A 12,455-nucleotide genomic window follows, 5' to 3' on the forward strand; every position below is an offset into this window, starting at 1 on the left:
TCCTACAGGATTGGATTCGTACTCTGTAGGAGCTGCCGAAGGCTGCGATCTTTTCAGCGGCTCAATATTTATCGAGCGTGCGCAATTTCTGCGGCAACCCCCACAGCAACAACGCCGCTGCGATCAACGCCGCCACGCCAATGACATACAGCGCTGGCGTGGTGCTGCCGGTGAGATCCTTGATCCGCCCGACCATCACCGGGCTGACGATGCCGCCGAACTGCCCCAGCGTATTGATCACCGCGATCCCGCCCGCCGCACCTGCGCCGGCACCGGCCAGCAACTTCGGTGGCAGCGTCCAGAAGCTCGGAATAGCGGCGATGATGCCGGCGCCGAGCAAGCCGAGGGCGACGATCAGGAACGTGGTGTGATCGGCGAAAATCCCCGCACTGAAGAATCCGATCGCGCCAACCACCACCAACCCCGCGACAAACTTGCGGCGCTCGCCGGTTGCGTCCGACAACCGCCCGATCACGATCATGGTGATCGCACCGCAGATGTACGGAATGGCGGTCAGCAGACCGATCATCACCGGGCTCTCGGTACCGGCGCTGCGGATCAATTGTGGCGCCCAGAAATTCAAGCCGTAAGACGCGACCTGAATCAGAAAGTAGATCAGCCCCAAGGTCAGAAAACCCGGAATCCGTAGCGCCGCCAGCAATGAGCCGCCGCTCTTGTGCGGTTCGTGATGGGCGATGCGGCTGGACAGCAATTTTTTCTCGTCAGCGGTCAGCCAGTGCGCGTCCTCGATGCGATCCTTGAGCAGCGTCAGCACTAGAAACCCTAGGCCGATACACGGCAGACCACCGAGCAGAAACAGCCAGTGCCAGCCACGCATCTGCATCACACCGTCGAGATGTTCGAGTACCAGCCCGGAGAACGGTGCGCCGACCAACCCGGCGAATGCAGAGGCAAGAAACAACAGGGAAGTGATGCGTCCACGGAAATGCTGCGGGAACCACAGCGTCAGGTAATACAACACGCCCGGGGCGAAACCGGCTTCCATCGCGCCGATCAAAAAGCGCAGCGCGTAGAACTGCCATTCGCTGGTGACGAAGACCATCAGCGCCGTCGCCACGCCCCACGACATCATGATCCGCGCGATCCAGCGCCGCGCGCCGACCTTGTAGAGCATCATGTTGCTAGGCACTTCGAACAGCACGTAACCGACCACGAACAGCCCGGCACCGAGGCCGTAAGCGGTGTCGCTCAGACTCAGGTCGGCTTGCAGTTGGAACTTGGCGAAGCTGATGTTGATACGGTCGAAAAAGGCGAACAGGTAGCAGACCATGATCAGCGGCATCAGGCGCCAGGCGACTTTGCTGACCAGGGCTTTTTCGGCGTCGTGATCGACAGACGAGCTCGCGCCCGCCTCCATTACATTGAGGCTCATAGCTTTTCTCCAGGCGGACTGCCGGTGGGCGTCCGATTGTTTTTGTTGTCTGGTTATGACGCTGTTCCTGTAGGAGCCGAGCTTGCTCGCGAAGGCGTCAGGGCAGTCGCATCACTGCTGAATGACACACCGCGTTCGCGAGCAAGCTTTGCTCCTACAGAGGGGGATTCAGGTGGGGATCGGGTGCAGGTCGCAATTGCGCCCGGCCTTGGCCAGTTGGCCGGGGACTTCGTGGCCGAGGAGATCCGGCAATCCGCGCGACAGCTTCAACAGCAGCGGCAAGTCGATGCCGGTGTGAATGCCGATCTCATCGCACAAATTCACCAAGTCTTCAGTGCAAATATTGCCCGACGCCCCCGGTGCAAACGGACAGCCACCAAGACCGCCCAGCGCTGCATCGAAACGTCGGGCGCCAGCCTCGTAAGCCGCCAGCACGTTGCACAGCCCCAAACCCCGGGTGTTATGGAAATGCAGGGTCAGATCCGCCGTCGAAACCCGCTGCAAAACCCGCCGTACCAAGCGATCCACCTGACGCGGATTAGCCATGCCAGTGGTGTCAGCGAGGGTTATGCCTTGAATGCCCAGTTCCTGATAAGCGTCGACAATCCGCAGCACGCGATCCTCGTCAATCTTGCCTTCGAACGGGCAACCGAACGTCGTCGCGATACTGCCGTTGAGCCGCACACCCGAGCCATCGGCAAAAGCAACAATGTCGGCAAACGCCGCCAGCGAATCCTCGCAGCGCATGCGCATGTTGGCGAGGTTGTGCGTCTGACTGGCGGACATCACCAGATTCAGCTCATCGGCACCGGCCTCCAGTGCGCGCTGCGCGCCTTTGAGATTGGGGATCAGCGCGACGTAAATCACCTGCGGTTGACGCAGAATGCCTTGGAACACCGGCTCGCCGTCACGCAGCGCCGGAATGGCTTTCGGCGACACAAACGAGCCGGCTTCGATGCGGCTGAAACCCGCCAGCGACAGTTGATCGATCAGCGCGATTTTGTCGACGGTTTCCACCCACGTCGGCTCGATCTGCAAGCCGTCGCGAGGCGAGACTTCCTGGACGATCAAGGTTTGCGAATAGTCGGAAATCATTGCACTACTCCCTGGCTTTTCAGGCGTTTGATGTCGAGTTCAGTCAGGCCGAGACCGGCGAGAATACCGTCGGTGTGCTGGCCGAGGGTCGGCCCAGACCAGCTCACGCCGCCGGGGGTTTCCGAGAGTTTCGGCACGATACCGGGCATCTTCACGGTTGCGCCGCCGGGCAGTTCGGCGTCGAGCAGCATGCCGCGCGCCTGATAGTGCGGATCGGCGACGATGTCGGCCACCGAATAGATGCGCCCGGCCGGGACTTCAGCAGCTTCGAGGGCGGCGAGCACGTCGTTGATCGGTAGGCTGCTCGTCCAGTGAGTGATGGCGGCGTCGAGGATTCCGCTCTTGGCCGCACGGCCGTCGTTGTGGGCGAATTCTTCGGCGTCAGCCAGATCATCGCGACCGATCGTTTGCATCAACCGCTTGTAGATCGGATCGCTGTTGCCGGCAATTACCACGTAAGCGCCGTCAGCCGTAAGGTACGTGTTGGAGGGTGCAATGCCCGGCAACGCGCCGCCGCTGCGTTCGCGAACGTGGCCGAGCATGTCGTATTCCGGCACCAGACTTTCCATGACGTTGAACACGCTTTCGGCCAGCGACACATCGACGATCTGGCCACCGCCCTGCCCGGTTTTGACCCGCAGCAGCGACATCAACGCGCCGATCACCGCATGCAAGGATGCCAGCGAATCGCCGAGGCTGACGCCGACCCGCGCCGGTGGCGAACCGGGGGTGCCGGTGGTGTAGCGGATGCCGCCCATCGCCTCGCCGATCGCACCGAAACCGGGGCGATCACGATAAGGGCCGGTCTGGCCGTAACCGGAGATGCGCACGAGGGTGAGGTTGGGGTTGAGCGCGTGGAGCACGTCCCAGCCGAGGCCGAGTTTTTCCAGCGCGCCGGGGCGCAGGTTTTCGATGATTACGTCGGCGTCGGTCGCCAGTTGTTTGACCAGTTCGATGCCTTTCGGGGATTTGAGATTGAGCGCCAGCGACTGCTTGTTGCGCGATTGCAGGTACCACCACAGCGACGTGCCTTCGTGCAGCTTGCGCCATTTGCGCAGCGGGTCGCCCTGACCCATGGCTTCGATCTTGATCACCTCGGCGCCGAACTCGGCAAGCATGCGCGCGGCAAACGGCGCAGCGATCAGGGTGCCGATTTCGATCACTTTGATCGCACTCAGGGGGGCAGTCATCGCGGGGTACCTCTTGTTCTTGGAATATGCCGGCAAGACTAGAGGCCTGATGGTGAAGGAATCCAACCTTCGTTCGGCAAAGGGTGTTCGCGAAATGCGAACGCACCGCCCCTGTAGGAGCTGCCGAAGGCTGCGATCTTTTGATCTTGCTCTTAAAACAACAGATCAAAAGATCGCAGCCTTCGGCAGCTCCTACAGGGGGGTATCTGCGACACAAATGATAGGCATATCAGCCACGCAAATGCTCAAACAACAACCGGCTCACCGGCGACAACCCCGCCTCATCGCGCACCACCACAATCAACGCGCGATCCGACCAGTCATCGGTCAACGGCACCGCGTGCAGCCCCAGCGCCTGGCCAAACAACTCATACGCCCGCTGCGGCAAAATCCCGATGCCCATGTTGGCCTGCACCATCCGGCACACCGCATCAAACCCCGGCACATGAATGCGAATGCGCAGCACCTTGCCCGCCTGCCGCGCCGCCGCGTGGGTGCGCATGTTGATCGAACTGGCCGCGTGCAAACCGACGTAATCACTGTCCAGCGTTTCGGCAAAAGCCACCGATTCACGCGCGGCCAACGGATGCTCCGGCAGCATCACCACCACCAGTTTGTCCTCGCGGTATAACACGCTGTGCAGGCCCTTGATGTCACTGTCGTTGGAACAAATACCGAGATCCGCGACGCCATCGAGCACGCCCTGGATCACCCCGGCACTGGGCCGTTCTTCAAGGTCAGTCTTGACCTGCGCATGCCGGGCGGAAAAGTCGCGCAAGTCTTCCGGCAGAAACTGAATGATCGCTGAGAGGTTCGCCAGCATCCGCACATAGCCGCGCACACCGTGGCTGTGCTCGCCCAGTTCCAGGCCCATCTTCTCGACGTTAAACAACATCTGCCGCGCATGGTGCAGCAGCGTTTCCCCCGCCGGCGTCAGCGTCATGCCCTTGGCCTGACGCACGAACAGGCTGATGCCCAGCGCTTCTTCCAGTTCCATCAAGCGCTTGCTCGCCGCCGACACCGCGATGGCTTCGCGCGCGGCGGCGCGGGTCAGCGTGCCCTCTTCATGCACGGCGACAAACAGTTGCAGGGTGATCAGATCGAGGCGGCGAATCAGGCTTTTTTGCAGCATGGAAGGCTCGCTGGCGGGGTCATTCGAGTCGGCAGGATAGCCCGGTTTTCGTTGAAGTCAGACATGTGATTAATCCGCCGACGTTCGTGGCTTCGCCCTACAAACAAAACTCTGTTGCCTCTCAGAATTCGCGGAATCGGCCTATTTTTGTCCGACTTTTCGCTCTGTAAAGTCTGGCAACACACACAAATTGCAACACCCCATGGATCGCTACGCTCAAGGAATGTCGCCTGTGAATCTTCCGTTGCACACCCCGAATCTGTATTCCAATTTCCGCAAGATCATTGCCCTCGCCGACTACGATTGGGACATCGCCGAACACGGCAAAGTCGCCGGTCTCAATGTCGAAGTAAAAAGTCCGAATCACTTGCTCGATCAGTACGGGCGTGAATTCCATCACTTCTGCACGACCTCTTATCTCGGGCTCGATCACCACCCGGCCCTGCTCGAAGGCGCCATCGCCGCCCTGCGTGAAACCGGCAGTTTGCGCGTCGCAAATTCGAAGAACCGCTGCAAACTGGCGATTCTCGAGCAGTACGAAAACGAGCTGTCGCAACTCTTTGACACCGTCTGTCTGAGCACTTTGTCGTGCAGCGCCGCCAGCGCGGGGATCCTGCCGTTGCTGGCCAGCGGCATCTTCACCGAGGGTCAGCCGCCGGTGATGGTCTTCGACCGCCACGCGCACTACTCGATGAATCATTTGAAAGCTGCGTGCGCCGATGAAACCCGCGTGGTCACCGCGCCGCACAACGACATGGATTTTCTCGAACGCGCCTGCCAGCAACACGGTCGCGTGGCGTATGTCGCCGATGGCGCGTACAGCATGGGCGGCGTCGCCAACATGGAAGGTCTGTTGTATCTGAAGGATCGCTACGGGCTGTTTCTGTATCTGGATGATTCCCATGCGTTGTCCGCGGTCGGTCAGCACGGCGCCGGCCTGGTGCGGCCACGGGTGGCGGCGCTGGAAGAGGATTGCCTGATCGTCGCGTCGCTGGCCAAGTCGTTTGGCGCCAGCGGTGGTTTGGTGATGCTGGGCAATGAGCGGCAGAAAACTCTGATCCAGCGTTACGGCGGGCCGAGCAACTGGTCGCAGAGTCTCAACTGCGCGGCGATTGGTGCCGGCAGAGCGTCGATCCGCCTGCATCGCAGCGCTGAATTCGCCGCGCTGCAAAGCAATCTTCAGGCTAATATCCGCCTCTTCGACAGCCTGATCAGCACCGATCAATGCCACAGCAACATGGCCATCCGCTTGATCAAATGCGGGCAGGCGGCGGTGGCCAATCGAGTGGCCAGCGAACTGGCCGAACAGGGATTTTTCACCAGTGCGGTGTTTTTTCCGGTGGTTGCACAAGGCAAGGCGGCCATCCGCATTACGCTGCGCGCGGACATGCCGCCAGCACTGATCCGCCGCTTCTGTGAACTGATCACCGAGCTGTTGCGCACCCACCGTTGTGATCTCGACGACTGAAAACAGGGACGAATCATGAACGCCAGCGTCACTCTCCTGATCACCTGTAGCACGGTTTTTCTCGCCCAGTTGGGCATGAGTATTTATTTGCCGGCGCTGCCGGAAATCGCCGGTTATCTGGCGGCGGAACCTGCGCAGGTGTCGTGGGGGTTGTCGCTGTACCTGATCGGCATGGCGCTGCCGATGTTGTTCTGGGGCAGTCTGGCCCAGCGCATCGGCCGCAAACCGGTGTTGCTGGCGGCGCTGGCGATTTACGGCCTGGCCAATCTGGCCTTGCCGCTGGGTTCGACGCTTGAGTGGTTTTTGCTGCTGCGACTGCTGCAAGGCGTCGGCGCCAGCGGTATTTCGGTGATGGCGCGGGTGCTGATCCGCGACAGCTTTCGCGGCGACCTGCTGGCCAAGGCGTTGTCGTGGATTTCGATTTCATTCGTGGTGGCGCTGGGCATCGGCCAATACCTGGGCTCGATCATTGAGGTGACGCTGGGCTGGCCGGCGATTTTCTACCTGCTCGGCGTGGTCTGCCTGGTGATGGCGCTGATCGTCTCGCGGGTGGCGTTCCCTGCAGTCGCCGACGAACCGGTCAGCGCTTCATCGTGGTCGGCTTATCGGCAGATTCTGCTGCATCGGGCATTTCTTTTGCCGGCGCTGGCCGGTGGTTTGGGCTACGGCGTGATCATCGCCTTCAACACCGCAGCGCCGCTGGTTTTGCAGGGGCCGTTCGCCTGGTCGACGGTGGATTACGGTTTGCTCGGCTGGCCAATCAGCGCGGCGTATTTTCTGGGTGCGCTGGCGGTCAATCACTTCGTGTTGCGCACCGGTCAGGCGTGGTTGATGACCGTTGGCGTCGGTCTGGTGCTGGCCGGTAGCGGCGTGATGTTGCTGGGCAGTCTGGCGGCCAGTTCCATCGCGCTACTGTTTTGGCTGCCGTATTGCGTGGCGGTGTTCGGCCAATCGTTGAACTATCCGATCAGCCTGTCACGCGCCAACGATGGCTCGCCGATTACCGGTGCTTATGCGATGGCGCTGAGTGGCTTCATTCATCAATTGATGGCGGCGATCATTGGCGCGATGGCCAGTCTGATCGCCAGTCCACAGGCTTGGCCGTTATCGCTGCTGTGCACGTTGCTGGCCGTCGGCGCGATGCTCTGCGTGAAGTTCGCGCCGGGTGATGGCAAGCGTTAGAAGGCGTTGCGGAAGATTTCCTCGATTTGCCGTTGATCCGCCACGCGCGGGTTGGTGATGCCGCAGGCGTCTTTCAGTGCGTTGGTGGCGAGGATCGGGATGTCGCTGAGTTTGGCGCCGAGTTCGCGCAGACCGCTCGGGATGTCGACGTCTTTGGCCAAGGTGCGGATCGCGGTGATCGCCGCTTGCGCGCCCTCCTCGGCGCTGAAACCACGAATGTCGGCGCCCATCGCGTGGGCGACATCGGTCAGGCGATCGGCGCAGACCAGCGCGTTGAAGGTCTGCACATGCGGCAGCAACACGGCGTTGCACACGCCGTGGGGCAAGTCGTAGAAACCGCCCAACTGGTGCGCCATCGCGTGCACAAAACCGAGCGAGGCGTTGTTGAAAGCCATGCCGGCGAGGAACTGCGCGTAGGCCATGTTCTCCCGCGCGGCGAGATCTGTGCCGTCGCGCACGGTCAGGCGCAGGTTGTTGCTGATCAGGGTGATTGCTTTCAACGCGCAGGCATCGGTGATCGGGTTGGCGGCGGTCGAAACGTAAGCCTCGATGGCGTGGGTCAATGCGTCCATACCAGTAGCGGCGGTCAGGCCTTTGGGCATGGCGACCATCAGTTCCGGGTCGTTGACCGATAGCAGCGGCGTGACGTTGCGGTCGACGATGGCCATTTTCACGTGACGCGATTCGTCGGTAATGATGCAGAAACGGGTCATCTCGCTGGCGGTGCCGGCGGTGGTGTTGATCGCGATCAGCGGCAGTTGTGGCTTGCTCGATTGATCAACACCTTCGTAATCACGGATTTCCCCGCCGTTGGTCGCACACAGGGCAATGCCCTTGGCGCAGTCGTGGGGCGAACCGCCGCCCAGCGACACGACGAAATCGCAGCGGGTTTCCTTGAGCAAACCCAGTCCGGATTCGACATTGGCGATGCTCGGGTTCGGTTTGGCGCCGTCGAAAATCACCGAATCGATGTCCTGCATGGCCAGCTTCTCGGCAACCATCGTCGCCACACCGGCCTTGGCCAGCCACGTGTCGGTGACGATCAGCGCTTTGCGAAAACCGTAGTTGCGGATCGCGACCATGGCTTCGTCGAGGCAGCCGTTGCCCATGATGTTTACCGCCGGAATGAAAAAGGTGCTGGTCATGCGCGCGTCTCCTGACAGGGGCCGAATCGACTGCTGCGATTCAGCGGATAAGCACAGCATCGACCGATCGGTCAGCGCCGATGTTGATCTGGCTCAATGCCCGCTCGTGATAAAGTCGCCGCCCATCAGCCCCTATGTTTTGAGACCGCCTACGCAATGACCGATTTTCTGGATGTCGACGCCAGCCTTGAAGACTGGAACACCCTGCGCGCCGCGACCGAGTTCAACGGCCTGCTGGTGGGCAATGGCGCCAGCCGCGCGGTGTGGGACGATTTCGGCTACGACTCGCTGTTCGAAAACGCCCGCACCGTGGAGGAGAAACCGCTGAGTGCGTCGGAACTGGCGGTGTTCGACGCCATGCAGACGCGCAGTTTCGAGCAGGTGCTCGGCGCGCTGAAAACCACCAGCCGGGTCAACAAGGCGCTGGCCGTCAGCTCCGCCGCCCCGCGCAATCGCTACTACGCGATCAAGGAAGCGCTGATCAACACGGTGCACGCCGTGCACATTCCGTGGCGACTGGTGAAAGCCTCGACGCTGGCGACTTTGAATGAAGAACTGGCGCGCTATCGCACAGTGTTCACCACCAATTACGACTTGCTCAACTACTGGGCGCTGCAACACCAAAGCGATGCCATCGACGACCTGTTCAACGGCGCCAACGCGAGTTTCGATCTGGCCGAAAGCGCCACTGACAATCCGCGTTTGCTTTACCTGCATGGCGGTCTGCACCTGGTGCGCAATCAGGACGGCACCGCACGCAAACTGACGTCGACCGAAGGCACGCTGCTCGGCAGCTTCGCGATCAACAATACGATCAAGACGCTGGATGACGTGCCGCTGTTCGTCAGCGAAGGGCCGAGTGCGGACAAGCTCAAAACCATTCGCAGTTCGGATTATCTGTCGTTCTGTTATCAGCAATTGCTCGGGCATGGCGGCGGTTTGTGTATATTTGGCCACGCGTTGGCCGAGCAGGATGCGCACATTGTGCGGGCGCTACGCTTGGCGAAACCGAAGACTGTGGCCATCTCGATTTATCCGCGCAGTGCGGCGTTTGTGCAGCATCAGAAGCGGCACTACGCGCAGGTGTTTGACGGGACGGGGGTTGAGTTGCGGTTTTTTGATGCGAAGACGCATGCGCTGGGCAGTCCGAAATTGTCGGTACCGGTCGAGGTTTGATGTAAGCCGCACCGACGCCTTCGCGAGCAAGCCCGCTCCTACATGTGAATCGCATTCCCCTGTGGGAACTGCCTTGCCAGCGATATCGTTGAGTCAGTCAGCATCAATCGGTGGCGAGCCAGTTCGCACATTTGGAATGCATTCCCCTGTGGGAGCGGGCTTGCTCGCGAAGCTTTTGGGGGCGCCTCAATCCTCAGCGCTGTGCACCACCACCAGCAACTGCGCCTGCACCTCCCCTACCGACCGGATCCGGTGCGGTTTCTGTGCATTGAAGTGCAGCGCATCGCCGCGTTGCAGCAGCACTTTCTCGTTCATGAAATCCACTTCCACCTGCCCTTCGTGAACGAACAAAAACTCCTCGCCCAGATGCTCCTTGAAGGTCTTGTCGCTGAATTCGCTCGGCGGATAGATGATGAACGGCAGCAAATTGCGCTCGCTGACCTGATGCGCCAGCACCGCATAACCCGGGCTCTGATCGTTTGCCGCCAGTGACTGACGTTCATGGCTGCGCACCAGGCTGTAGCTGTCGAGGCTGACGTTGTCTTCCGAGAACAATTCCTCGACCTTCACGTTCAGCGCTTTCGCCAGTTTCAACGCGGCGGCAATCGACGGGGTGTTCAGCCCGCGCTCGACTTTCGACAGATAACTCTTGGTCATGCCGGATTTTTCGGCCAGTGCCTCAAGGGTTACGCCAAGTTTTTTTCTTAATAATTTCAAACGGATAGACATGCGCAGCGGTTATTCCATCAAGGAAGCGACGATTTGTGCTTGCCAATGACACTTTGTGTCATATAGCCTCTTTCGTGTCATTTGCAACCACCCAAAGGACACAGACATGGCCAAGACATTAGCACTACCCAAAGACCAACTGGTCAAGCAAGCGCTGACCCAGATGCAAAAAAGCCTTGCGGATAATACGTGGACAGACCGGCAAAAGCTGGCTTTGACTTGCCGGATTCTTTTCGAAAACGGTCACGACTCCGGCCTGGCCGGACAAATCACTGCCCGTGGCCCGCAGCCCGGCACCTATTACACTCAGCAACTGGGCCTGGGTTTCGACGAAATCACCGCGAGCAACCTGCTGCTGGTCAACGAGGATCTGGAGGTTCTCGAAGGTCACGGCATGGCCAACCCGGCCAACCGTTTTCACAGCTGGGTGTACCGCGCTCGCCCGGACGTGAACTGCATCATCCACACCCACCCGACGCACGTTGCCGCATTGTCGATGCTGGAAGTGCCGCTGCAGATTTCGCACATGGATCTGTGCCCGCTGTACGACGACTGCGCGTTTCTCGAAGGCTGGCCGGGCGTGCCGGTGGGCAATGAAGAAGGCGAACTGATCGCCGGTGCGCTGGGCGACAAACGCGCGATTCTGCTTTCGCACCACGGTCAGCTGTCGACCGGCACGACGATTGAAGAGGCGTGTGTCATCGCCCAATTGATCGAACGCGCGGCGAAGTTGCAGCTACTGGCGATGGCGGCAGGCACGATCAAACCGATCATCCCCGCGCTGGGCCGCGAAGCCCATGACTGGATCGCCAAGCCGAAACGCCACGCCGCCGCCTTCAACTATTACGCTCGGCAGAACCTGCGCCAACACGCCGATTGCCTGAACTGAAACCTCATTACGGAGACGCTCCCATGTCCAACATTCACGGCATCATCGGCTACACCATCACCCCGTTCAGCGCCAATGGCGAAGGGCTGGATCTGCCAGCACTCGGCCAATCGATCGACCGCCTGATCGCCAGCGGCGTCCACGCCATCGCGCCATTGGGCAGCACCGGCGAAGGCGCTTACCTGAGCGATTCGGAGTGGGATCAAGTTGCTGAATTCAGTATCAAGCACGTGGCCAAACGGGTGCCGACTATCGTCAGCGTGTCCGACCTGACCACCGCCAAAGCCGTGCGTCGCGCACGCTTCGCCGAAGCCCACGGCGCCGACGTGGTGATGGTGCTGCCGGCCTCGTACTGGAAACTCACCGAAGCGGAAATCCTCGCCCACTACCGCGCGATCGGTGAGAGCATCGGCGTGCCGATCATGCTCTACAACAACCCGGCCACCAGCGGCACCGACATGTCGGTCGAGCTGATTCTGCGCATCGTCAATGCCGTGGAAAACGTGACCATGGTCAAGGAGAGCACCGGCGACATCCAGCGCATGCACAAGCTGCAATTGCTCGGCGAAGGCCACGTGCCGTTCTACAACGGCTGCAATCCACTGGCACTGGAAGCATTCGCGGCCGGGGCGAAGGGCTGGTGCACGGCAGCGCCGAACCTGATTCCGCAGTTGAATCTGGATCTGTATGAAGCAGCGATGGCGGGCGATCTGGATCGCGCGCGGGATCTGTTTTATCGCCAGTTGCCGCTGCTGGACTTCATTCTGAAGGGCGGCTTGCCGGCGACGATCAAGGCCGGGTTACGCCAGACCGGGCTGGAAGTGGGTGATCCACGCCTGCCGGTATTTGCATTGAGCGCGGCAGGCCAGACCCAACTACAAACAATCCTGAAAACCCTGCGCTGATCCCCCGGCAATCAAAACCCCTGTAGGAGCTGCGGCACGCTGCGATCTTTTGATCTTGATTTTTACAAGTTCAAAATCAAAAGATCGCAGCGTGCCGCAGCTCCTACAGGGGATGTGTGCGGCAGGCCAGCCCCAACTGCACCATCCTGAA

At 60.5% G+C, this 12,455-nt stretch carries 11 protein-coding genes; 5 read left to right on the forward strand and 6 right to left on the reverse strand.

Annotated elements, in window-relative coordinates:
- Positions 1-61: 61 nt before the first annotated feature.
- From GVL50_RS16320 to GVL50_RS16335, 4 genes are all read right to left on the reverse strand, one after another.
- Entirely contained in the window at positions 62-1,393 is a 1,332-nt protein-coding gene (locus GVL50_RS16320) for an MFS transporter (RefSeq protein WP_159814235.1), read from the reverse strand.
- Positions 1,394-1,561: 168 nt separating this feature from the next.
- Complete coding sequence (locus tag GVL50_RS16325; protein ID WP_159814236.1) at positions 1,562-2,488, reverse strand: hydroxymethylglutaryl-CoA lyase; 927 nt, start codon at positions 2,486-2,488, stop codon at positions 1,562-1,564.
- Positions 2,485-3,678: a CaiB/BaiF CoA-transferase family protein gene (locus GVL50_RS16330; protein ID WP_159814238.1), complete on the reverse strand. Its 1,194-nt coding sequence runs from the start codon at positions 3,676-3,678 to the stop codon at positions 2,485-2,487. Before GVL50_RS16330 ends, GVL50_RS16325 begins: the two co-directional genes overlap by 4 nt.
- Before the next feature lie 229 nt (positions 3,679-3,907).
- Positions 3,908-4,810, reverse strand: coding sequence for a LysR family transcriptional regulator (locus GVL50_RS16335; RefSeq protein WP_053117982.1), 903 nt, complete (start codon positions 4,808-4,810; stop codon positions 3,908-3,910).
- Between the two features lie 223 nt (positions 4,811-5,033).
- Between GVL50_RS16335 and GVL50_RS16340 the strand changes: the two genes are divergently transcribed.
- Both GVL50_RS16340 and GVL50_RS16345 read left to right on the forward strand, forming a co-directional pair.
- Positions 5,034-6,278, forward strand: a complete 1,245-nt coding sequence (locus GVL50_RS16340; protein WP_159814251.1) for an aminotransferase class I/II-fold pyridoxal phosphate-dependent enzyme — start codon at positions 5,034-5,036, stop codon at positions 6,276-6,278.
- Positions 6,279-6,293: 15 nt separating this feature from the next.
- Positions 6,294-7,460: an MFS transporter gene (locus GVL50_RS16345; RefSeq protein WP_159814240.1), complete on the forward strand. Its 1,167-nt coding sequence runs from the start codon at positions 6,294-6,296 to the stop codon at positions 7,458-7,460.
- Here GVL50_RS16345 and yiaY read toward each other — a convergent pair.
- Positions 7,457-8,605 (reverse strand): L-threonine dehydrogenase, encoded by a 1,149-nt coding sequence (yiaY, locus tag GVL50_RS16350; RefSeq protein ID WP_159814242.1) that lies wholly within the window; start codon positions 8,603-8,605, stop codon positions 7,457-7,459. The two genes, GVL50_RS16345 and yiaY, sit on opposite strands and share 4 nt — an antisense overlap.
- 156 nt (positions 8,606-8,761) lie before the next feature.
- On the opposite strand from yiaY, the gene GVL50_RS16355 reads away from it, so the two are divergent.
- Positions 8,762-9,781 (forward strand): DUF4917 family protein, encoded by a 1,020-nt coding sequence (locus GVL50_RS16355; protein WP_159814244.1) that lies wholly within the window; start codon positions 8,762-8,764, stop codon positions 9,779-9,781.
- A gap of 186 nt (positions 9,782-9,967) precedes the next feature.
- On the opposite strand, the gene GVL50_RS16360 is transcribed toward GVL50_RS16355, so the two are convergent.
- Positions 9,968-10,510 (reverse strand): helix-turn-helix domain-containing protein, encoded by a 543-nt coding sequence (locus tag GVL50_RS16360; RefSeq protein WP_159814246.1) that lies wholly within the window; start codon positions 10,508-10,510, stop codon positions 9,968-9,970.
- A 106-nt stretch (positions 10,511-10,616) separates the two neighbouring features.
- On the opposite strand from GVL50_RS16360, the gene GVL50_RS16365 reads away from it, so the two are divergent.
- Positions 10,617-11,399 (forward strand): aldolase, encoded by a 783-nt coding sequence (locus GVL50_RS16365; protein WP_008076855.1) that lies wholly within the window; start codon positions 10,617-10,619, stop codon positions 11,397-11,399.
- A gap of 23 nt (positions 11,400-11,422) precedes the next feature.
- Positions 11,423-12,304 carry a dihydrodipicolinate synthase family protein gene (locus GVL50_RS16370; RefSeq protein ID WP_159814248.1) on the forward strand — a complete coding sequence of 294 codons (882 nt, stop codon included), beginning with the start codon at positions 11,423-11,425 and terminating at the stop codon, positions 12,302-12,304.
- Positions 12,305-12,455: the final 151 nt, after the last annotated feature.

It is taken from the genome of Pseudomonas sp. 18058 (genome assembly GCF_902706155.1).
Lineage (GTDB): Bacteria > Pseudomonadota > Gammaproteobacteria > Pseudomonadales > Pseudomonadaceae > Aquipseudomonas > Aquipseudomonas rustica.

Excerpts from the sequence above, each read along its gene's own strand:
- GVL50_RS16320 (WP_159814235.1), bottom strand. The coding sequence starts at position 1,393 with ATGAGCCTCAATGTAATGGAGGCGGGCGCGAGCTCGTCTGTCGATCAC.
- GVL50_RS16325 (WP_159814236.1), bottom strand. The coding sequence starts at position 2,488 with ATGATTTCCGACTATTCGCAAACCTTGATCGTCCAGGAAGTCTCGCCT.
- GVL50_RS16330 (WP_159814238.1), bottom strand. The coding sequence starts at position 3,678 with ATGACTGCCCCCCTGAGTGCGATCAAAGTGATCGAAATCGGCACCCTG.
- GVL50_RS16335 (WP_053117982.1), bottom strand. The coding sequence starts at position 4,810 with ATGCTGCAAAAAAGCCTGATTCGCCGCCTCGATCTGATCACCCTGCAA.
- GVL50_RS16340 (WP_159814251.1), top strand. The coding sequence starts at position 5,034 with ATGTCGCCTGTGAATCTTCCGTTGCACACCCCGAATCTGTATTCCAAT.
- GVL50_RS16345 (WP_159814240.1), top strand. The coding sequence starts at position 6,294 with ATGAACGCCAGCGTCACTCTCCTGATCACCTGTAGCACGGTTTTTCTC.
- yiaY (WP_159814242.1), bottom strand. The coding sequence starts at position 8,605 with ATGACCAGCACCTTTTTCATTCCGGCGGTAAACATCATGGGCAACGGC.
- GVL50_RS16355 (WP_159814244.1), top strand. The coding sequence starts at position 8,762 with ATGACCGATTTTCTGGATGTCGACGCCAGCCTTGAAGACTGGAACACC.
- GVL50_RS16360 (WP_159814246.1), bottom strand. The coding sequence starts at position 10,510 with ATGTCTATCCGTTTGAAATTATTAAGAAAAAAACTTGGCGTAACCCTT.
- GVL50_RS16365 (WP_008076855.1), top strand. The coding sequence starts at position 10,617 with ATGGCCAAGACATTAGCACTACCCAAAGACCAACTGGTCAAGCAAGCG.
- GVL50_RS16370 (WP_159814248.1), top strand. The coding sequence starts at position 11,423 with ATGTCCAACATTCACGGCATCATCGGCTACACCATCACCCCGTTCAGC.